General features: G+C 57.4%; 12 protein-coding genes. 7 read left to right on the top strand and 5 right to left on the bottom strand.

The annotated features are described in order from the left end of the window. Positions 1–247 precede the first annotated feature (247 nt). Positions 248–1,690 (bottom strand): sodium:solute symporter family protein, encoded by a 1,443-nt coding sequence (locus tag H7849_RS15595; RefSeq protein WP_186740521.1) that lies wholly within the window; start codon positions 1,688–1,690, stop codon positions 248–250. Between the two features lie 461 nt (positions 1,691–2,151). After that, positions 2,152–2,904, bottom strand: coding sequence for a YggS family pyridoxal phosphate-dependent enzyme (locus H7849_RS15590; RefSeq protein ID WP_186740519.1), 753 nt, complete (start codon positions 2,902–2,904; stop codon positions 2,152–2,154). A 281-nt stretch (positions 2,905–3,185) separates the two neighbouring features. Here H7849_RS15590 and H7849_RS15585 point away from each other — a divergent pair, with 281 nt between their 5' ends. Together H7849_RS15585 and H7849_RS15580 are read left to right on the top strand one after the other, a co-directional pair. Beyond that, positions 3,186–6,719, top strand: coding sequence for a TonB-dependent receptor (locus H7849_RS15585; protein WP_186740517.1), 3,534 nt, complete (start codon positions 3,186–3,188; stop codon positions 6,717–6,719). Between the two features lie 337 nt (positions 6,720–7,056). Next, positions 7,057–10,380, top strand: coding sequence for a TonB-dependent receptor (locus H7849_RS15580; protein ID WP_186740515.1), 3,324 nt, complete (start codon positions 7,057–7,059; stop codon positions 10,378–10,380). A gap of 120 nt (positions 10,381–10,500) precedes the next feature. Here the strand turns inward: H7849_RS15580 and trxB are convergent, their stop codons facing one another. Next, positions 10,501–11,436, bottom strand: coding sequence for a thioredoxin-disulfide reductase (gene trxB, locus H7849_RS15575; protein ID WP_186740513.1), 936 nt, complete (start codon positions 11,434–11,436; stop codon positions 10,501–10,503). Between the two features lie 114 nt (positions 11,437–11,550). Here trxB and H7849_RS15570 point away from each other — a divergent pair, with 114 nt between their 5' ends. The 4 genes from H7849_RS15570 to H7849_RS15555 all read left to right on the top strand — a co-directional run bounded on the left by H7849_RS15570 (position 11,551) and on the right by H7849_RS15555 (position 17,476). After that, positions 11,551–11,751, top strand: a complete 201-nt coding sequence (locus tag H7849_RS15570) for an allantoinase (RefSeq protein ID WP_186740511.1) — start codon at positions 11,551–11,553, stop codon at positions 11,749–11,751. A 147-nt stretch (positions 11,752–11,898) separates the two neighbouring features. After that, positions 11,899–14,796 carry an IPT/TIG domain-containing protein gene (locus H7849_RS15565; protein ID WP_186740509.1) on the top strand — a complete coding sequence of 966 codons (2,898 nt, stop codon included), beginning with the start codon at positions 11,899–11,901 and terminating at the stop codon, positions 14,794–14,796. Between the two features lie 66 nt (positions 14,797–14,862). Then, a complete protein-coding gene (locus H7849_RS15560; RefSeq protein ID WP_186740507.1) occupies positions 14,863–15,936 on the top strand; it encodes a purine nucleoside permease in 1,074 nt (357 codons plus the stop codon). Between the two features lie 94 nt (positions 15,937–16,030). Then, a complete protein-coding gene (locus tag H7849_RS15555) occupies positions 16,031–17,476 on the top strand; it encodes an NAD(P)/FAD-dependent oxidoreductase (RefSeq protein ID WP_186740505.1) in 1,446 nt (481 codons plus the stop codon). A gap of 5 nt (positions 17,477–17,481) precedes the next feature. Here H7849_RS15555 and H7849_RS15550 read toward each other — a convergent pair whose 3' ends face one another. Then, on the bottom strand, positions 17,482–17,928 hold the full coding sequence (locus H7849_RS15550; protein WP_186740503.1) for a nucleoside deaminase: 447 nt from the start codon (positions 17,926–17,928) through the stop codon (positions 17,482–17,484). Positions 17,929–18,030: 102 nt separating this feature from the next. Here H7849_RS15550 and H7849_RS15545 point away from each other — a divergent pair, with 102 nt between their 5' ends. Next, positions 18,031–19,425, top strand: a complete 1,395-nt coding sequence (locus H7849_RS15545; RefSeq protein ID WP_251106295.1) for an APC family permease — start codon at positions 18,031–18,033, stop codon at positions 19,423–19,425. A gap of 56 nt (positions 19,426–19,481) precedes the next feature. Here the strand turns inward: H7849_RS15545 and H7849_RS15540 are convergent, their stop codons facing one another. Beyond that, positions 19,482–21,914 carry an ABC transporter permease gene (locus H7849_RS15540; RefSeq protein WP_186740502.1) on the bottom strand — a complete coding sequence of 811 codons (2,433 nt, stop codon included), beginning with the start codon at positions 21,912–21,914 and terminating at the stop codon, positions 19,482–19,484. Positions 21,915–21,956: the final 42 nt, after the last annotated feature.

The raw sequence follows: 21,956 nt of genomic DNA, 5'->3' as shown, positions 1-21,956 counted from the left end.
GAGCTCTAAGGCGAGAGCCGGTCTCCCAGCGAATTGCGTCATCCTGCCCCCGAGGCCGTGGGTGGACAAGGCAACATCAAGCCCATCGCAATGTGCAGCTTGATATCGCTCCTGAAAAAATTTCGGAGCGACATGGAACAAAAACCGGAGATCGCAGTTTTACACGGGTAGAAGCAACTCCGAAACCTGCTTCTCGACCCTGCGAAAGGCAGGCGGCTTAACCCAACCCCAGGCCGCCTGCCTATTTTTATGCCTTCTCGCCAAAGAAAATGGCAACCTGATCCTTGCGTGGCGGCTTGGTCAGCGCGCTCACCACAACCAGGCAAAGCACCGCGACAATCAGTGCGGGAAAAATCGCGTCCCGCTGCGCCAGTACGGCGGGCAAATGATTGTGCACGAAGCTCGAATCCCAGAAGACAGTAATAAATGTACCCGCGAAAATCGCAGTCACCGCGCCGGCCGCATTCACGCGCTTCGAATAAAAAGCCGCCAGAATCACCGGCGTCAGCGCCGCCGAATAAATGGTGTAAGCATACAGCGCCTTTTTCAGCACCGACCCGGTATGCAGCGCCTGATACAGCGCCCAGATCCCCAGCAGCACCACCATCAATCGCGAAACGATCAGAATCCGCTTATTCGAAGCCTCCGGCGCAATGTAGCGCACGAAAATGTCATTCACCAGGTTGGTCGCAGGCGAGAACAGAAAATTATTCGCCGTCGAAATAATCTTCGCGAAGATCGCGCCCATCAGCAGCGCACCCAGCAGTCCTGGCAAACTGTGCAGCGCTGTAAACGCCAGAATCTCCCGCGGAAACGGTGACGCGCCGCTCTTGATCGCCAGCACATGCCCTACCATCGCGAGCAGCACAATCACCGTTTCCAGAACTACCGTGCCGCAGATCCACCCCACTACCGCCACGCGCGCATCTTTCTCTGACTTGGCCGAGAAAAACTTCTGATACATCGCCTGATTCCCCAGCATCAGCAGGCACGTCGGCACAAACAACTCCAACGCCTGCATCAGAGTGTCATCCCCCAGCGGAGTGAAATGCGAAGCAGGCAGCTCCGCATGAAATCCGCTCCATCCGCCCACCGAATGCATCAGCACCGGCAGCGCAATCAGCATTGTTACCGTCGCCAGCAGCCCGATCACCACATCCATATACGCGACCGACGACATCCCGGCAATCGCCGTAAACACAATCACAAACGCCGCCATGATGTATTTGCCGAAATCCGGCGAGATCACCGTGGGAAAAATCAGGCTGAGAATATCTCCGCCGCCAATCAGCTGATAGCTCGTAATCGCCGTGTACGCAAACAGCACCGCAATCACGCCCAGCACGCGCGCCGTCTGGTTATAGCGAGACTCCAGCAAATCGGGAATCGTAAACTTCGCCGACCGCCGCGCCCTTGGCGCAATAAAGTAGATCAGCAGCAGCCCCGCCCATCCGCCGCCGCCCTGCCACAGGGCCACCAGCCCGTGGTTGTAAGCATTCTCCGCGCCGCCCAGCAGCGACCCCGACCCGATCCACGAAGAGAGCAGCGTAAACACCAGCACAAACGCTGGCAGCGACCGCCCCGCAACCAGATAATCAGCCTTGGTCTTGACCTTGCCCAGCCGTGTCAGCGACACCACAAGCAGAGTAAGAACGATAGCGCCGACCACCACGGCGTAGAGATGACTCATGTTCTTCCTTTAGGAGACGTAAACTGTCAGTCTACGGGGAAAGCCTCAAACTGGGAACAACGTTACAAGGTTGTCATCCTGAGCGGAGCGAAGGATCTGCTGTTATTTGAGGTGTAGCACGGAAATGGGTGCCCCACATCTCGGAGAGATGTGGGAAAGCAAGAACCCAAACTAGGGAATCAAACTCCCAATCGATCTCGCACTAACTCGGACGTCACCCCAGTCACCCGAACCACCTTATTCCGCGACGCCACCACCAACAATCTCCACCGAAGATCGCGAAACCGCAAGCAGCTCAGCAAAGAAGGGAATCAATGCCTCATTCGCTCTTACCCTCCACCGGAGGAGCAGCCACGGCAACCTTCAATGCATCGCCAAGCGTCCCGACAATCTCCGTACGCCTCGCCCGAGACTGCATCCGCAACGCAAAGCTCACCCTGCTTCCGATTCCCGTAGCCCCATCATGCCGGTTTAGGCCGAGCCCCAAAGATCGCCGTCCCGATCCGCACCAGCGTCGACCCTTCCTCAACGGCAATCTCAAAATCGCCCGACATCCCCATCGATAGCTCGCCGAAATCCAGTCGCTGGTGCCGTGCCGCCCGCTCATCCCGCAGCAACCGCAGCCGCCGAAAACAAGCCCGTGCTGTCTCCGGATTTTCATCAAGCGGCGCCACTGTCATCAGCCCGCGCATCTCAAGATTGCCAAGATCCGGCAGCCGCTCCAGCAACTCAGCCAGTTCCGGCGACTCAGCACCAAGTCCACTCTTCGCCGCCTCATCGCTCAGCTTGATCTCGACCAGCACCGGCAGCCTGCGCCCAAGTTTCTTTGCCGCCTCATCCAGCCTCTGCGCCAGTCGCAGTGAATCGACCGTGTCAACGCCAGAGAAAATCTCCGCCGCCCGCGCGCTCTTGTTCGACTGCAGATGTCCAATCAAATGAACCGCCGCACTCTCACCAGAAGCCGCCGCAAGTCCTTCGACGTCTAACCCTAAGCCCTTTAAATCGCTGGCCTTTTGCTGAAATTCCTGCACCCTGTTCTCGCCAAACAGCCGCAGCCCCGCCGCAAAGCCGGCCGCAATCGCCTCGGCCGGGTGCGTCTTCGAAACAGCCATCAACTTTACTTGGCTTTCCCTCCGCCCTGAGCGCGCACAGGCCGAATGGATTCTCTCCGCAATACGGACGACATTTTCTTGGATCGCTTCGCTCGTGAACATTTCCAGACGTGATTGTAGCGCCCAGGCCGTTCTACAGGCTCTGGAATTGAGTCTTCTAAAAAATGTATATTTATTAATTGATTAATAAATTAACATTTATATTTAATTTATTAACTAATTGTTAAATAAGCATTTTGCCTCATTTCCTCATATACCCTTCCCAATGGTTAACTAATTGCACAATAGTTACTCCGAGATTAATAGAGGCTCGCCCCAGATAGAAGGCGGCTGGACCCACTCGGAATTGCTAGGTCAGTTGAACGCGTATAGGTGGAGAGGAAATGACCGATAAATTATTGAAATCAAAATTATTGTATGGAACAGTCGCCTTGTTTCTGGTCCTTCTTGGACTCCAGAATCGGGCCTTGGCGCAGGTCACATACGCCACCGTTCACGGCACGGTAACTGATTCCAGTGGTGCTGTCGTTCCCAACGCGACAGTGACGGCAATCAATACCAGCACAGGTATTAAGACAACAGTAACGAGCGATAGCCAGGGCTACTACACCATGCCCCAATTGCAGATCGGTGGCCCCTACACCGTTACGGTCCACGCTGCCGGCTTCGAGGACTTTCAGACCTCCGGCCTCACCCTGCATCTGAATGACAATCGCGACGTTCCGGCCCAACTTCAGATCGGTGCCGCCTCGCAGACCGTCCAAGTGCAGGCTGCAGCCGTCCAGGTTGAAACTGCGGACACGCAGCTCAAGCAGGTCGTCACCAGCCAGCAGATTGAGACCATGCCGCTCCTTGGCCGCGACGCATCCGGTCTTCAGAAGCTCCAGCCGGGTAGTGTCGAATCCAGCGATCGCTTCGGAAACTATTCCGCCAACGGCAGCCAGACGCAGAGCAACTCCTTCCTGCTCGATGGCGCTGATATCAATGATGGCCCACTCCAGACCGAAGGCATCGCCGTCAATCCAGACGCGCTGGCCGAAGAGAACATCGTCACCAGCACCCTGAACCCGGAGTTCGCCCGCAATAGCGGAGCCATCGTCAACCAGACCATCAAGTCAGGCGCCAACCACTTCCACGGCAGCGCCTTCTACTTCTATCGCGATACGTTTCTGAACAATGGAAACTACTTCTCGCAGACACGTCCGCCCTATCACCAGAACCTCTACGGCGCCACAATTGGCGGCCCGGTCATTAAGGACAAGCTCTTCTTCTTCCTTGGCTATCAGGGATATCGCCGCAGAACCGGTTCAACTACGCTGGCTCCGGTCTTCAATACATCGCAGATTGGCGGAGACTTCAGCGGTGACAATAACCTCGCCAGCAGCGGTGCGAACAACGCCACAGGCCTGTCCACAAACCCGATACCTTTTGCGATCAACGGTTGCCCCGCGGGAACTCCCTGGAATACCTGCTTCCCGGGTGGAACGGTGCAGCTCGCGCAATCCCAATACAATTCCATCTCACAGAATCTGCTGAATAAATTTGTCCCCGCGCCCAATGAAGTTCGCAACGGTGTCTCGTACTACAACTTCAACTCTCCAAATACCGGCGCGGCAGATCAGGGTGTCATCCGTCTCGACTACCACCCCACGAACAACGATTCCATCTGGGGATCGAGCGTCTTCCAGTCCAATCCTGATACGAGAACACTGAGCTTTGGTGGATCCGACCTGCCCGGGTTTGGCATGAACAATGCCCGCCACTTCAAGCTCTTCATGGCTTCCTGGACCCATACATTTAGCTCGACAACACTGAATGAACTGCGTGCAGGCTACTTCCGCTTCAACTATGCCGACGTTGAGCCGGCAACGGTTGTCGATCCGGCAACCTACGGCTTCAACATCGTTCCCAACTCTGCGCAATCGAGCCTGCCTCTCATCAGCGTGGCAGGTCTCAACAACAACCCCTTGGGCCTGAGCTTCCTTGGTTTCAGCAATGAAGGTCCTCAGCCGCGCAAGGACACGAATCTTTCTGGGGCCGACAACTTCACCAAAATCGTTGGCAACCACAGCCTGAAGTTCGGTGTGTCGATCGAGCAGTTTGTGGTAAACAACCCTTACTCCGCCAACAACAACGGCAACTACACCTTCAACGGTGCCGGACCATATAGCTCAGGCGACCCGATCCTCGACTTCGTCCTTGGCGTGCCCGACCAATACGCGCAGACCTCTGGCAGTGCCATCGATGCCAGATCGTATGAGTACTATGCCTATGGGCAGGACAGCTGGAAGATCACCAACGATCTCACCCTTAACTACGGCTTGGCATGGGATGTAGAGACTCCGAACAGCAACCACCAGTTCGGTGGTCTTGGTATCAACTGCTGGACTCCGGGATCGGAAACCTCTCAGGCCTTCCCCGGTGGCCCTCCAGGCCTTACCTTCCCGACCGACCCGGGCTGCAACAAAGCAGGCGGCCCCACCACCAGGTGGGATCACTTCGGTCCGCGCCTCGGCTTTGCCTGGTCGCCGTCTTCCGGCCCCGAGAAGCTGATCGGTCCTCAGGGTTCGCATGAGTTCGCCCTGCGCGGCGGCTTCGGTCTCTACTACAACCGCGACGCCGAAGAAGGTCAGTTGCAGAACCTCAGCGATCCGCCGTGGCTCAAGAACTCCTTCGGTGCAGGCGATTTCGGCGGCAGCCCAGGCTTTGCAAATCCCTTCACAGACGTAGCCGGAAATGGTTCCGAGCCTAACCCGTTCCCCTATGTCCGCCCCAGCCCAGGTGCGACGCTGAACTGGCCGAACTATTCCGGACTGGATATCAGCACATATCCGAAAAACTATTCTGTACCGTACGTTTACAACTACAACTTGAACATTCAGCGCGCCATCTCCCCCACCATGGTCATGCAGATCGGCTATGTTGGCTCGATGGGCCGGAAGCTGGTCCGCGCGTATGAGGGCGATCCCATCACCGCGGCTGGCCATGCAGCCTGCCTCGCCGATGCGACATGCACTGCGGGCCGGGCTCGCCTCCACCAAGACTACCCGCAGTACTTTACGCAGCCTGCGACCGTCCCGGGCACGACCATACCTTGGTACTTGAGCGTCGGCCAGCAACACACTGACGGTGCCTCAAGCTACAATTCCCTGCAGGCCAGCCTCACCAAGGGTCCGAGCCATGGATTGGCCTTCACCCTCGCTTACACCTTCAGCCACGGACTGGACAACGGCTCAGGCCTCGAAAGCTCCGGCTTTAACGGCGCGACCGTCAATACATTTCCCGGCTTCCAGTACCTCGCCTATGGCGATTCGGACTACGATGCACGTCATCGTTTCGTAGCTTCTTACGACTACGAAATCCCGATCTTCGCAAGTTGGAAGAACAACCTGATCGCGCGCGAAGCGCTCAGTGGATGGCACTTGACCGGAGTCACAGCTCTGCAAACCGGATTCCCCGTCACCATCACCAACTCCGGCACGTTCAATTCGCTGTATTGCGATCAGTACACCTATTATTCGTGCCCGGATAACGTGGAAACCTCCACCTTCAGCGTCAAGTCGCTCGATGTCCGCAAGACGGGCAATTGGTTCGACAACTCAATCTTTTCCCAGGAGCCCGTAGGCGCCTTCGGCAATGCGAAGCGCAACTTCTTCCATGGCCCCGGCTTCAACTACACCAACCTGGAGCTGGCAAAGAACTTCCCGCTCGGTGCTGAAGGTCAGCGCTACATCCAGTTGCGTCTTGAATCCTTCAACGCCTTCAATCACGCCAACTTCTCCAACCCTGACGCAAACTTCACCGACGGCGCGCAGTTCGGTGCTGTCCAGTCCGTTGTTGGAGCCAGCACCGCTGACGTAAACGCCGATCCGCAACCTGGACGCGCCGTGCAGTTGGCCGCGAAATTCTACTTTTGATCCAATCAGAAATTTCTGGTATCGGGCACCCTTTCACGGGTGCCCATCTTTTTGGTGCAGCCTTCAATGACGAATCCTGCACAGCCAGCCGCATCTCCGCCCGATACGGCCGCGCGCTTCTGCCGTCTACCGAATTCCATAGGGATATTTGCTGATTGTTAAATATCCGACCTCAAATCATTGACTGGATGAATATGTAGTCTTTCGATAAATGTATGAATTCTATGTATTTACCACTTGACTATCAAAAGCCGTCCGTTCGGCACTCAAATTGCCTGTGATGGGTCTGGTTTCACACTTCAATTCTGCTGGATCGGTTTTATCGGGGAGGCTGAATATGCCAAGAGCGACCAAATCTTTGCCTTTGTTATTTCTTCTGCTGTTAATGGCGGGTACTTCCTTGATCGCGCAAACGAGCAAGGGAACACTTGCTGGCGTTGTCCGCGATGCAAGCGGCGCCGTCGTGGCGAACGCAACAGTTACCATCGAGAGCCAGTTGACGGGTGAAGTTCGCACCGCCCAAACAAATGGGGGCGGAGAATACCGGCTCGATGCAATCAATCCCAGCTTGTACACCATCAACACCTCTGCTCAGGGATTTGCCGCGAATCAAATTAAAGACGTAGAAGTGACCCCCTCAGTGGTAACCTCGCGCGACATCATGTTGAGTGTTGGCACGGTCACCGGGACTGTCACCGTTCAGGGCACGACGAACGGCATCAACCTTGAAAACGGACAGCTTTCAGGCACGATTGACACCAGCGATCTGAAAACGCTGCCGATCTTCTCCCTGAATCCAATTGAGCTCGCCACAACCATCCCCGGCGTTCAATATGTCAACCCCATGCTGAACCTCCAAGGCGCTGGCGGCAATTACGAGCAGATTGAAGTGAACGGTTCGCGTCCGCGCGCCAACAACTTCATGATGGACAGCCAGGACATCAATGACGTGAGTCTTGGCGGCCAGGCATTTCAGCCGCAGATTCCCGACATCTTTCAATCCGTCACGGTGCTGACGAATTCTCCGGCGGCTGAGTATGGACGCGCAGGTGGCGCCGTTGTCAACCTGGTGACGAAATCCGGCACCAATCAGTTCCATGGCTCAGCGTTTGAGCTGTATTCCGGATCGGGGCTCAATTCAGTCGATGGCCAGACCCGCCTGATCACGCCCAAGAGTTCTGCCAACAAGGCGCGGTATGACGAGCACCAGTTTGGATTCACCGGAGGTGGCCCCGTATGGAGAAACAAGCTGTTTCTCTTCGGAGCTTCGCAGTGGACCCGCTTCTATGGCAATTCAAACTCATCCCCGATTGAACTGCCCGACCAGAACGGCTACAACGTGCTGACTTCCATTGGCGGACCCAATGTAGCGCTTCTGCAGGGTCTGCTCAACAGCGGCACATACCTGAATCAGTACAACTTCGTCGGCGCGACAGCGCCAATCAATGTCGGCCAGCCCACCACCGGCGCTTCTGGCGCCTGCCCTGCAAGCGGCTGCGTCGTTACCACCGGCCTGTTCGAGCGTCCCCCCGTTCCTCAGCAGGAGCCTGATCTGCAATACATCATTCGCGGCGACTACACTCCGAATCAGAAGGATTCATTTGCCGTCCGCTTCCTGCGCGACAATGCAACCTTTACTCCGGATCTTGGTCTGAACACTTCCGGCTTGCCCGGCTTCGATGGAGAGGTCGGAGGGCCGTCATATCTCAGCTATGTGAACTGGACGCATGTTTTCAGCCCGCGTCTTCTCAACGAATTCCGCGCCTCTATGACGCGCATCGATTTTCTCTTCCAGGCCACGCCCGAGACGAACGCGAATCCGCTGGCAAAGAACTATTCTCTTGAGTTCCAGGACGCGTACAACGGTGGAAGCACTCCGTCCTTTCCAGTTCTAGGCATCTCCCAGAACATTCCTCAGGGTCGTCTGGAAAACTTCTATCAGTTTCAGGACACAGTAAGCTGGAACATCGGCAGACAGTCCATTCGCATGGGAGCCGACATCGGCCGCATCCTGGAAACCGATCTGGTGGCTCAGGAAGCGCTGGGGCAGTTGACAGTCACGAGCAGCGCGGGCTTCACGGGCATGGGCAATTACCTGAATGACAATCTGGGCAAGGGCGGCACAGCCACGCGGACGTTTGGCCCCACACGCTTCGATCCACATATCTGGCGTTCAGCCGGCTTTGTTCAGGATGACGTCAAAGTGATGCCCGATCTCACCCTGAATCTCGGCCTTCGCTATGACTACATCACAGATCCAAGCAACTCCTTGCCATATCCGGGAATTGATGTAGAGGATCCCTTCGCGCCAATTACGAACGTTTACAAGGTCAATACCGGCAACTTGAACTTTGGGCCGCGTTTCGGCTTTGCTTATGCTCCCAGCGGAGGTGGCTGGCTGGGCAGCGGCAAGACTGTCGTGCACGGCGGCGCCGGTATCTTCTACGATACGGACTTCAGCAACATTCCGGTCAATTCCGCTCAGTCTTCGCCCAACGCCGTATCGACAACCTTGATTTCGCAAGATCCGACTGGCTTGGGCAACGCTCTCAGCTTGGTTCCATCCATTACGCCCGCTCCGATCAGCCCGTTCTCAAGTGTGTTGAGCGTCGATAAGAACCTGGTCAATCCGCGCGTATACCAGTGGAACCTGGGAATTGAACGTGCCCTGCCGGCGGACCTGAAGTTTACCTTCAACTACGTCGGCACCCGCGGACGTAAGCTGTATGCCAATCAGCAATACAACTACTTCGACTTCAACACCGGCGAACGGCTGAACCCCGATCGTGGCGCCGTGAATGCACGCGGAAACACCGCCGCTTCGGAATACGACAGCCTCCAGGCAGAGTTGTCGCGGAGGTTCTCGCACGGCCTCACTTTCCGCGCCGCATATACCTACGGTAAGAACCTGGACAACGGTTCCGAAGTCTTCACCCTCTTCAACAGCAGCACTTCGTACAGCGCGAACCTCGCTCCAGGTGGTCGCCGTCAGGACTGGGGCGCTTCCGCCTTTGATTTTCCGCAGTTCTTTTCCGTCGCCTACACTTGGGCGCCGCTCGGCATCCGGTCTGACAACCATACAACAGACATGCTGTTAAGCGGCCTTACCCGGCATTGGTCATTCTCTGGAGTCACGCAACTGCAGGCCGGGCCGCCCAGCACCTTCACTCTTCCCGGCGTCGACACGAACGGCGATGGCAGTGCTACCAACGATCGGCCTATCATTGGAAGCGTTCATGCTCCCATCAACACCGCAGGGATTGACGGTTTCTACATTGGAGGAACTCCGGGTGTCTATTACGACTATGGACAATTCAATTCAACCGGCAATGTGGTTGTCGTAAGCCCAAGCCAGGTCCATTGGCTGATTCCATACGGGCCGCAATTCATGCCCCTTGAGGTCGGTCGCAACAGCTTCCGCAACCCCGGAACAACCATCTGGAACGTGGCTGCCGAGAAGGACATTCCGGCTCCATGGACCCACCTTGAGAGCGCAACATTCCAGCTTCGGGCAGAAGTGCAGAACATCGGCAATCACAACGATGTTGGAGTTCTTGACACCAGCCTGCTGGACATCGGAACCACGAGCTTCATGAATACTACGAATGCTCGCGCCACCACCAACCGGAACTTGCGCTTCTGGCTGAAGTTCAGCTTCTGATTCCCAGTTCAGCTTAATAGTTCAGTGGATTTAAAAAGGGCGCTCAGTGAGAGCGCCCTTTCTTTTTTGATATTCACTTTGCACCGGCACGACTGCGCCAAGGCTAGAAGAAGTACAGCCTCAGTGCCCGTGCTCTTCCAGATATTTCTCCACCTCAAGCGCCGCCATGCAGCCGGTTCCTGCAGCAGTAATCGCCTGGCGATAGCGCCGGTCCTGTACATCGCCGCAGGCATACACACCGGGAACACGGGTCAAGACGTTGTCATGCGTCTTAACATACCCATCCTCGTCGAGGTCGATCTGCCCGTCGAACATCTTCGCATTCGGAATGTGCCCGATGCCGAGAAAGAGCCCGCTGATATTCAGAACCGACTCTGCGCCGGTAACCGTGTCGCGAGTGCGCACCCCGCTCACTTCCTTCTGTTCGACGCCGAGAACTTCCTCGATCACCGTGTTCGCGCGGAACTCAATCTTCGGGTGAGCAATCGCGCGATCCAGCATAATTTTCGAAGCGCGGAACTGATTGCGCCGGTGCAGCAGGCTGACCTTGGTCGCAAACCGAGTGAGAAAGAGAGCCTCTTCCATCGCCGAATCGCCGCCGCCGACCACCGCAATTTCCTTGCCGCTAAAGAAGAAGCCGTCACAGGTCGCGCAGGAGCTGACGCCGTGCCCGATCAGAGCCTGCTCTGAAGGAAGCCCAAGCCACCGCGCCGAAGCGCCGCTGGCAATAATCAGCGTGCGCGTATGAATCGTCTCGTTGCCAACCTTCAGCGTAAACGGCCGCTTCAACAGATCGGCGGACGCCAGATGGCCCATGCGGAACTCCGCGCCAAAGCGCGCCGCCTGCAGCTTCATATTCTCGATCAACTGCGGTCCCTGAATGCCCTCCGGCCAGCCGGGAAAGTTTTCGACAAGAGTCGTAATCGAAAGCTGGCCGCCCGGTTCATGGCCTTCCAGCAGTAGAGGCTTCAGGTTGGCGCGTGCGGTGTAAATGGCGGCGGTAAGCCCGGCGCAGCCGGAGCCAAGAATAACGGTATCGCGTATCGAATCGGACATAATTACAGTGAAACCTTGATTGTACCTTTTGAGGCTGAATTGGTAGATGTTTCACCCCGCGAAAAGATGCGGACCACCCAGGACACGCATGCGGGCAGGCTCTAAGATAGCGTCATGGCAAATCTGACTTTGGTTTATGGCTTACGGCTCCTGCCCGCCGATGAAATCGCGGAAGTTGGCGAGGCGCCCATTCAACTCAAGAATGGAAATGCAGCGCGCGTCACCATGCACATCCTCGAAGGTTCGCGGGAGCAGATCGAGGCGCAGCTTCGGCAAAGCATCGACGCCTTCTTCGATTTCTTTCCCGAGATCTGACGCAGCATCCAGCTTTGTCAAGAGGCAATCACCGAGCGATTCCCATTTCCGAACGCTGTGATTGCGTCCGTTCCGAAGTAAAACCGGCAGCAACACAGAGCAGCGCTTTGACCCTAAAGTCTGCGGGTTCCGTGGCCGAATGGAGACATGTTCTCCCCCAGCCGCAAGTTCTCCGTCGTGGCCGCTACGCTGATCTTCACGCACCTCGCCTTCGCCGGTGGCCCGCGCTGGGTCGCCGGCTCCAGCTACTTCAATGCATCGGTCAAAGGCCAGCCCGTCCACTGGAAGAACGGAGCCATCTCCTACTATCTCGATCAGGGAGCGCTCACACCACTGGCTTTCCATTCGCTGATGACTTCCTTGGTCGCCCAGTCCGCCAGCGTGTGGAACAACGTGCCGACGGCAGCGGTAAGCATCACCAATGGAGGCAGTCTCAACGAAGACGTCAGCGGCGCCAACGTATCAGCCGGACCGAACGGCATCACCATGCCCGCCGACATTCAGCCGACCGCCACATCCAAGCCGCTCGGAATCGTCTACGATGCCGACGGATCGGTCATCAACGCCTTCTTCGGAGCTGGCGCCAGCGCCGCTGATGATTGCCGCGACAATGGCGTGATGACCATCATCGACAACGTCGCAACCGACGGCACAATCCAGCATGCGCTCATGATTCTGAATGGCCTCTGTGCAGGAAACAACGCTCAACTCTCCGTCATGCAATATCAAATGGTGCGCGCGTTTGGCCGCATCCTCGGCCTCGACTGGTCGCAGGCAAATGAGTCGATGTTCGTCGGCGACCAGATCACAGCCGACGGCCTCGCCGGATGGCCCATCATGCATCCCGTCGAATACGTCTGCAGCATCAACGGCATCCCCTGCACACCCAACGGCATGGCCTTGCGCTACGACGACATCGCAGCCGTCAATCGCATGTACCCAATCACGACGGCCAACCAGAGCAGCTTCCCGGGCAAGAAGCTGACCGCAGCAGCAACCATCTCGGTGAAGGGAACCATTCACTTCAGGAACGGCCAAGGCATGCAAGGTGTGAACGTAGTACTGCGCCCGCTGAAACAGGGAACAAACACGCCCGACATTCGCTACACCGTCGCAGCCGTGAGTGGCTCAATCTTTCAGGGAGCGCAGCCAAATCCGGTCAACGGTTCGAGTGACAACCAGGGCAATCCCTTCAACAAATACGGCAGCGACGATCAGGCCGAAGAAGGTTGGTTCGATCTGAGTGGCGTTCCACTGCCCATCGGCACAACTATTGCTGACTACCAACTCACCTTTGAGTCGTTGAATCCGCTGTATGCGCTGGGCTATTCCGTCGGCCCTTATACGCAAGGACAGGTGAGCCCGTCCGGCGCCATGCCCGTGATCACTCTGAACGGCATGACCGCGGGCCTCAGCATCACGCAGGACGTCGTGATTCAGGACTCCGCCGACGAGTCCTACAGTATCAACGACGGCAATCAATCGGAACCTGCTCCCACCCCGCCGAGCGGCGAGTGGACAGGAAGAATCACCGGCTACGGGCACACCGGATGGTTCACCTGGCCCGTGCGTCCGAATCGCGAACTCACCATCGAAACCGTAGCCCTCGACGAGAGCGGCCATCCCAGCTTAAACAAAGCCAGGCCCGTGCTCGGCGCGTGGAGCGGCACTGACGCCAACGGCACTCTGCCCGTCAGCAGCACCGCGCAACCCTTCAACGGTGACCAGGCAGGACTGACAACGCTATCTGTCGCCACCGTGGCGCGAGGTTCGCTCACTCTCGGCGTCGCCGACAGCCGTGGCGATGGGCGCCCCGACTATCTCTATCACGGTCGCTTGCTCTACGCCGACAGCGTCATGCCGACACGCATCTCCTTGAATGGCGGCCCGATTACGATTCGTGGCATCGGCTTCCGGCCCAATTCCGTTGTGACGGTGAATGGAATCTCAGCCGCCGTTACCAGCGTCACACCCACCGAGATCACCGCCATCGCTCCACCCGCGAATGGAGCTAAGGGAGTCGTGCTCCTGACCGTGAGCGACCCTGCAACACTCGGTGTCACCGCAATTCAGGATGGTCTCAGCTACGACGCCCTGGGAGGCGATGCACTCGGCATCGTAACCGCGCCGCTGGGAGCCGTTGCTACCGGAGTTCCAACGCCATTCACCGTCAAAGCTCTTTCTGCCGATGACAAGACTCCAGCCGCCGGAATTACTGTAACTTTCACGGTGACAGAAGGCACCGCAGCGCTTGGTTGCGGTCAATCAACCTGCTCCGTTCTCTCCGGCGGCGATGGTCTCGCGACCATGAATGTCTCCGCAAGCTCCACCACCCTTGCGCAGGTAACTGCATCCCTGAGCGACGGCGCCAGCGTGATTACGGAATTCACCGGAAGCACGCCGCCAGCAATCGCAGCCCTCACCCCAAACCTCTACATCGCCATCGGCGCAACCGCTAAATGGTCGCCCCAGGCAGAAGTCTTGAGTGGCGGTGTTCCTGTGGCCGGGCAAAGCATCAACTGGTCCGCGGCGACAGGTACATCTCCATCCACAGCAACAACAATCACGAGCGCCAATGGAGTCGTATCGCCATCACTCAACATCGGACCACTCCCGGAAGGCGCAGACGCAACCCTCTACGCCTGCCTGCCTGGAAACACGACCTGCGCAACATTCCAGATCTATAGCGTGCACCCGCAGGTAGCGCAGCTTGTTGCCGTGAGCGGTGCCGGGCAGGCACTCAGCGCAAGCGAAACACCCAACCCGGTTGTATTGCGCGTGACCGACGCCGTCGGCCATCCCATGGCAGGCGGTGTCGTCACCTTCTACGAAACACTCAGGCAGTGGACGCCGGATTGCCCCACGCAGGGAAGATGCCCATCGGCTCCCATTCTCGCCATGCAGACGGTGCAGGCAACATCCGGCGCAGATGGATCGGTAACACTCACACCACTCACCGGCAACGGAGTCCCGACACGCCTCGATGTCACCGCAGTGACCGGAAGTGTGGCCTCGCTGAACTTCGAGATCGAACAGCACCCGTAAATCTCCGCAGCGAAGTTGCGTTACCCTGAACGTGGCGCCCTCACTATTCCATTCTCAGGATTGCGTATGCGATTTTGCAGCTTTCGAAGCTGGTCCCTGTCGTGTCTTTTGTTGTGTTTGCTATTTTCATTCTGCGCCACTGCATCTGCGGAAACCCCCATCCTCGTCAAGGTTGTGGTCGTCGCAATGTACGAGCAGGGAGCCGATACCGGCGATGCTCCCGGCGAATTTCAGTTCTGGGTCGAGCGCGAGCACCTCGACAAAGTGATTCCATTTCCAGCTGGCAATCACGATCTGCGCATGAACAGCAACGGCGTTCTCGGCGTGCTCACCGGAGTCGGTACAGCCAAAGCCGCATCCACCATCATGGCCCTTGGCATCGATCCGCGATTCGATCTCACCCACGCGTACTGGATCGTCGCAGGCATCGCCGGAGGAAATCCCGCGAATACGTCGCTCGGCTCTGCAGTATGGGCGCACTGGGTCGTCGATGGCGATCTCGCCCACGAGATCGATGCGCGCGAAATTCCAGCCGATTGGCCCACAGGCTACGTTCCCCTGCGCAAGGCGACTCCATACGAGCAGCCCGTCAACACCGATCTCGGCGAGGTCTACGAATTGAACGCACCGCTGGTTGCGTGGGCCTATCAACTTACCAAAGATGTTCCGCTGCAAGACAATGCAGCAATGGCCGAAAGACGTTCCCACTTCAGTCAGCCGACAGCCAAAAAGCCTCCGTTTGTTTTCATCGGAGACGACCTCTCTTCATCCACCTTCTGGCACGGCGCAAAAATGGACGCATGGGCAAACGCCTGGGTCAGCTACTTCACCGAGGGAAAAGGAAATTTCGCGGTTACCGGCATGGAAGACACCGGCACTTTGCAGTCGCTCAAATTCCTGGCTCACGCAGGCAAAGCCGACTGGAACCGCATCCTGATTCTGCGCACCGTAAGCAACTACGATCAGCCGCCTCCTGGAATGACTGCATGGGAAAGCCTCGCAGGCGAGAAAGCCGGCAAGTATTCGGCATTTTTGCCTGCGCTTGAAAGTGCCTATGCTGTAGGTCACGTAGTAGTTGACAAACTCGTCGAAGATTGGCCGCGTGTGAAAGATCAGGTGCCCCGGAAAGAGAGCAAATAGGCCCAACTCGTAAATGGCCATCGAGGCTATCGTTTGTATCGCTTTACGCTTATGGAGCATCTTTCTTTGTAAGCTGCATTCCTGAGGAGGTGCCATGGGTACGCCCGTAAGGAACACACAAGTTAATATCCCAGCGATAGAGGCTGGACGCAGACCCCGGGTTCTGATCCTTGGCGGAGGCTTCGCCGGGCTCAACGCAGCGCTGGCGTTGGCAAAGCAACCGGTCGACGTCACCATCGTTGACCGTCGCAATCATCACACCTTCCAGCCATTGCTCTATCAGGTAGCCCTGGCCGTCCTGTCGCCCGCCGATATCGCAACACCCATCCGCAGCATTCTGCGTAAGTACAAGAATGTTGAGGTCATTATGGATGAAGTGGTCGGCTTCAACATCACCAGACGTCGCGTCTGCATGAAGAGCGGCGTCGAATTGGACTACGACTACCTCATCCTGGCGACAGGTGCGACGCACTCCTACTTCGGTAATGATGCCTGGGCGCAATACGCTCCCGGACTCAAGACCGTCGAAGACGCGACCGAGATTCGCCGCCGAGTCCTGCTGTCATTTGAACTCGCCGAACGCCAGATGCTGGAAACCGGTTCACATCCTCCGCTGAACTTCGTAGTCATCGGAGGAGGCCCCACCGGAGTCGAACTGGCAGGAGCCATTTGCGACATCGCAAAGCTCTATATGCGCCACGATTTCCGCCACATCGATCCCTCCAAGGCGCGTGTTCTGATTCTCGAAGGCGGCCCGCGCATTCTCTCTGCCTATCCTGAGGATCTTTCGCGCAAGGCAGTCGAGCAGCTCAACGACCTCGGCGTGGAAGTCCATACCGATGCGCAGGTCACAGATGTGAAGCCCGGATACGTGATCGCAGGCGGACAACGCCTCGACGCCGTGGTGACGTTGTGGGCGGCTGGCGTACAAGCATCGCCATTAGGCAAGCTTCTGGGAGTCGAAACCGACAAGCGAGGCTGTGTGCTCGTCAATAAAACGCTCAATCCTCTGGGGCACCCCGAGATCTTCGTCTGCGGCGACCTCGCCTACGTGGAGCAGGATGGCAAGCAGATCCCCGGCGTCGCTCAGCCTGCCATGCAGATGGGTACGCAAGCAGCACGCATGATTGCCGAGGACCTGAAGCATCAGCCGCGCAAGCCCTTCCACTATTTCGATAAGGGAGATATGGCCACCATTGGCCGTCTGGCCGCCATAGCCAAAGTCGAGTGGCCCTTCAAAGCGCATTTGAGCGGCTTCATGGCCTGGCTCACATGGCTCACGGTTCACATCTACTTCCTCATCGGCTTCCGCAATCGCGTTGCCGTGTTCTTTGAATGGGCGTGGACCTACTTCACCTTCACCCACGGCGCGCGCCTCATTACCGGAAGCCAGGTGTTGCCCGGCTGGAGTGAGCAGCCCGGAGTGAGTAGCATGCCCTTAGATCCGACATCACCCGGTTTTCTCGATCACCAGCGCGTCGCAGCCGCGTCGCAAAGCAAGCCCGCTCTCGAAGAAGAGAGGAAACAGGCGATTTCCTGACGTCGCTACTCTTCCCCAATATCTTCGTTCCAGATCTCCGGGTGCGCGCGAATATAGTCGCCAAGCAACGTAACGCAATCCATATTGTCGAGATCGACGATTTCAACTCCATTGGACCGCAACCATTCGACACCGCCCTGAAAGGTTCGGCTTTCGCCCACGACGACAGTTCGAAAACCGAATTGCCGGATCAACCCACTGCAATACCAGCACGGCGCAAGCGTCGTCACCATGATCAAATTGCGATACGACCGCTGACGCCCAGCGTTGCGAAAAGCATCCGTTTCCCCATGTGCCGACGGATCGCCATGCTGCACGCGCCGGTTGTGCCCGGCTCCAATTAATTTGCCGCTCTGATCAAAAATCGCCGCGCCAATAGGGATGCCGCCTTCCGCCAGTCCTTGCCGTGCTTCTTTAATCGCCGCTGCAAGCATCGCTTCGTATTCGCTCATTATTCTCGTCACACTCCGTTACAGAATCTCTTGACTTGCCGTCAGATGCCCCTCAGACTAAACGCTCCGGCTTGAAAATTTGGTGGAAACAGGAGCCTGTAGTTGGCCTCGGATACTGTTTTACCGCAACCCGCCAGCAAACAAACCTACGGCTTGCGGCACGGTGTGCTTTCACCCATGGAGGTGCTGGCGCAATCCGTCTCGACCATCGCTCCCACGACAACTCCGGCGATGACCATTCCACTTGTCTTCGCCCTGGCAGGCAACGGCACATGGCTGGTCTACCTGCTGGCCACAGCGGGCATCGGACTCGTCGCCTTGCTGATCGCCACCTTTGCGCGTCACTCCGCATCACCGGGATCGCTCTACAGCTACGCAACTACGTCCCTTCCAACTCCGCTCGCCAGCCTGGCTGCATGGGCCTTGCTGCTGGCCTATGTCGCCACCGGCTCTTCTGTAGCGGGCGGATTCATCAACTACGCGAACGTGCTCCTGCAAACATTTTCCGGAGACCAGTCTCCTGCGACGCTGCTCGTGGCCACGGCCGTCATCGTCGCCGCGTGGATGGCGTATCGCGATATCAAAGTCTCGGCACAAGCCATGCTCTGGATGGAAGGCGTCTCTGTAGCCTGCATCGCGCTCGTAATGGTGCTGATTCTTTTCCGCCACGGCCTACACGTAGACCGCGAACAGCTCTCACTCAGCGGCGCGCATCCAGCCGGCATTCGTCTCGGCCTCGTACTAGCGATGTTCAGCTTCGTCGGTTTCGAAAGCGCCACAACTCTTGGTGCAGAAGCCAGAGAACCTTTGCGCACGATTCCACGCGCAGTGATGCAATGCGCCGTTGGCGCAGGAATTTTCTTCATGGTTGCCGCCTATACCGAAGTCCTCGGCTTCCGCCCCACCGGCACGACGATCGATAAGAGCCCAGCTCCAATGCACGTCCTCTCCCAGCAGGCAGGCGTATCATTGCTCGGCTTGGTAATCGATGTGGGCGCAATGATCAGCATGTTTGCCTGTACGCTGGCCTGCATCACTGCAGCGGCGCGTCTAGTGCTTCTGATGTCGCACCATGGGCTGGTGCATGGTTCCCTGCGGCGCACTCACGCGCGCAACGAGACGCCACACATTGCCGTGATCATTTCTGCGATTGCCGTTCTCATTCCAGCGCTTGTCCTTGCCGCGCGTGGAGTTTCAAGCGCCGACATCTATGGATGGATGGGCTCGCTCGCAACCTATGGCTTCATCACCGTGTACGGCCTCGTCTGCATCGGATTGCCAATTCGCCTGAAGCGACAGCAATCGCTCACGCAGGGAACACTTTGGATTGCTATTGCAGGCGCCATTGCCATGCTGCTCGCCTTTGTGGGCAATCTGTATCCCATGCCGCAGGCGCCGTACTCGTGGCTTCCCTATATCTACCTCGCATACCTGCTGGTGACACTGGTCGCCAATCAGTTGATGGGAAGCCCGCGCCGTTTCGTCAATGAGCAATGAGGATCAAGCGCAAGGCGAATCTCGATCCACCCGAAAAAAGCCTCTCGAAACAACGGCTATTCCTGACGAAGCGCTCGCGCCGGATCGATCGACGCAGCGCGCAGCGTAGGCAGAGTGCAGGCGATGATCGCGACTACAAGGAGCACAAGAAAAGCCCCCAGCAGCATCCACGGATCGCGGGAACTGCCGGATGCCCACAGAACCATCACGCGATTCAGCGCCAGGCTCAGGCTGATGCCGACCGCAGCCCCGATGAATACCATCAACGCGGTAGTTCGGAAAGCAAGATGCATCACGTCTCCGCGCTGCGCTCCCATCGCCATGCGGATGCCGAATTCACGCGTCCTCTGTGCCACCGTGTAAGAGACCACGCTGTAGAGCCCAGTCGCAGCCAGTGCCAGTGCCAGCAGAGCAAAGCCCACAAAGAGCGACGCAATAAACCGCTCCTTACCCCACGCCTGCGTCCAAAGGAACCAGCTCAGATCATGCACGTCGTGAACCACAAGTTGCGAATTCACCGTGCGCATCTGCTGGCGTATCGCCTCATACGCATTGTCCGTGTTGGTCGAGGTGCGAACCACCAGAAACAGATTGGGAGGCAGCACGAAAGTATAGGGAAGAATGACTGCTGGAATCGTGGGGCGGTCAACGCCTTCATTAATCGCATCGCCAACCACTCCAACAATCTCCAGATAGCCATCCGGATTATTCGTCAGAAGGAGGCGCGGAATATTCAACTTCAGCGCCGCGCTGCGAACGCTCTTCCCGATGGGATTCTGCCCGCCGAAATACTGCCGCACCATTGCCTGGTTCACCACCGCCACGTGCGCGGCGCGAGCCGTCTCCGCATCTGTAAACATCCGTCCCGAGATAAGGCGCAGGCGCAGCACCTGAAGTTCCTGCGGGCTGACCAGCTCCAGCGATGCCATCCTCTGTTGCTCTGCAGGATCGCCAAGAACCTCAATGGGCGCGTCGAAGGCAGGAAACGGCGGCAGATACGTGGTGGATACGCTTGCCGAAACCACTCCGGGCGTGCGCTCAACCGCTTGCCGCACAAACTCCATCTCATTCGCGCGCCCTTGCCACGTCGGATTTTCTTCCTTGGGCAGATTGATATTCACCGCCATCGCGTGGTCGGGATCGTAACCAAGCGGCGAATGGTAAAGCGCAAGGAATGCACGAATCGCCGCGCCCGCGCATGTCAGCAGCAGCATCGTGAGAACCACCTGGCTAAGAATGAGCGCAGAGCGCGTACGCCCGCTGCCCGAACTCCCATCCAGCCGGTTCGAGCCCGACTGCGCCATCATCTGTCCAATCTGTGGACGAGAGAGTTGCAACGCCGGTGCGATGCCGAACAACACTCCAGTCAGAACCGACGTAATCGCAGTGAAGAGAAGCACCGGCAGGTTCACCCCAATCGCCGCTTCATGCGGAAACGATCGCGGAGGCAGCCACGCGCTGATGAGACTTACACCTCCATAAGCAAGGGCAATGCCCAGCCCGGCGCCAATCACCGACAGCAGCATAGACTCCGTCAGCAGTTGCCGAACGATGCGCCCACGCGTCGCGCCAATCGATGCGCGCACTGCGAACTCATGCTGGCGCGCAGTGCCGCGTGCAAGCAGCAGAATCGAGACATTCGCGCAGCCAATCAGCAACAGCAGCGCGACCGCGCTGAACAGCAGAATCAGCGTTCCCTGGAACTGCCCGAGGACCTCTTGGTTCAGGCTCACAACCCGTACGCGGGTATCTTTTGGGTAATAGAAGTTGTCGCTTGATGTCCACCGCCCCACCATGGTTTGCAATTCAGCGCCTGCCTGAGCATACGAAACACCCGGCTTCAGCCGGATGAAAGCAAGCCAGTGTTCCGCCGGATCAGCGCTCGGCACGCCGGGCAGATAAATATCGGAGTCAGTCCAGGTAAAGCGCCGCGGAACAACCCCAATCACGGTGTAGCTCTTCTGGTTTAACTGAATCGTCTTGCCCAGAATGTCCTTTCGTCCCCCGAACTGGCGCTGCCAGAAGAGGTAACTAAGCACAGCAACAGGTTGCGGCACATCGTTGGGAGCATCCGCCGCGGTAAACTCCCTGCCCAGCAACGCAGGCACGCCCATAAAAGTAAAAAGATTGGGAGTGTTATAAGTAGCATTCACGCTCACCGGCAAATCGCTCGTAGTCAGCGTCTGCGAAAAGTACAACACGCCAAACGCATCCTCAATCGACGAGGCTTGCAGCAATTCGCGCCATTCCGTTCGATTTACCTGAATCAGTGAAGTGCCGGTCCGCTCTTTGCTGGTCCTCTCCACATGCACCATGCGATCGGCGTTCTGGTACGGATAGGGATTGATCAGCACCGCATGAATCACGCTGAAGACAGAAGTTGTCGCTCCGATACCAAAGGCCAGTGAAAGCACGGCGACGACCGCATAAGTTGGATTCTTAAAAATCTGGCGGAGCGCAAAGAGTAAGTCCTGACGCAATGCAAGCATGCAAATGCCTCCTGCAAACCCCCGCTCCAGACAAATGACGCA

Source organism: Alloacidobacterium dinghuense (genome assembly GCF_014274465.1).
Taxonomy (GTDB): domain Bacteria; phylum Acidobacteriota; class Terriglobia; order Terriglobales; family Acidobacteriaceae; genus Alloacidobacterium; species Alloacidobacterium dinghuense.
The sequence above is the reverse complement of the archived record's forward strand: the minus strand, read 5'-3'. Positions and strand labels throughout refer to the sequence as shown.

Excerpts from the sequence above, each read along its gene's own strand:
- H7849_RS15560 (WP_186740507.1), top strand. The coding sequence starts at position 14,863 with ATGCGATTTTGCAGCTTTCGAAGCTGGTCCCTGTCGTGTCTTTTGTTG.
- H7849_RS15570 (WP_186740511.1), top strand. The coding sequence starts at position 11,551 with ATGGCAAATCTGACTTTGGTTTATGGCTTACGGCTCCTGCCCGCCGAT.
- H7849_RS15595 (WP_186740521.1), bottom strand. The coding sequence starts at position 1,690 with ATGAGTCATCTCTACGCCGTGGTGGTCGGCGCTATCGTTCTTACTCTG.
- H7849_RS15540 (WP_186740502.1), bottom strand. The coding sequence starts at position 21,914 with ATGCTTGCATTGCGTCAGGACTTACTCTTTGCGCTCCGCCAGATTTTT.
- trxB (WP_186740513.1), bottom strand. The coding sequence starts at position 11,436 with ATGTCCGATTCGATACGCGATACCGTTATTCTTGGCTCCGGCTGCGCC.
- H7849_RS15555 (WP_186740505.1), top strand. The coding sequence starts at position 16,031 with ATGGGTACGCCCGTAAGGAACACACAAGTTAATATCCCAGCGATAGAG.
- H7849_RS15550 (WP_186740503.1), bottom strand. The coding sequence starts at position 17,928 with ATGAGCGAATACGAAGCGATGCTTGCAGCGGCGATTAAAGAAGCACGG.
- H7849_RS15590 (WP_186740519.1), bottom strand. The coding sequence starts at position 2,904 with ATGTTCACGAGCGAAGCGATCCAAGAAAATGTCGTCCGTATTGCGGAG.
- H7849_RS15565 (WP_186740509.1), top strand. The coding sequence starts at position 11,899 with ATGTTCTCCCCCAGCCGCAAGTTCTCCGTCGTGGCCGCTACGCTGATC.
- H7849_RS15585 (WP_186740517.1), top strand. The coding sequence starts at position 3,186 with ATGACCGATAAATTATTGAAATCAAAATTATTGTATGGAACAGTCGCC.
- H7849_RS15580 (WP_186740515.1), top strand. The coding sequence starts at position 7,057 with ATGCCAAGAGCGACCAAATCTTTGCCTTTGTTATTTCTTCTGCTGTTA.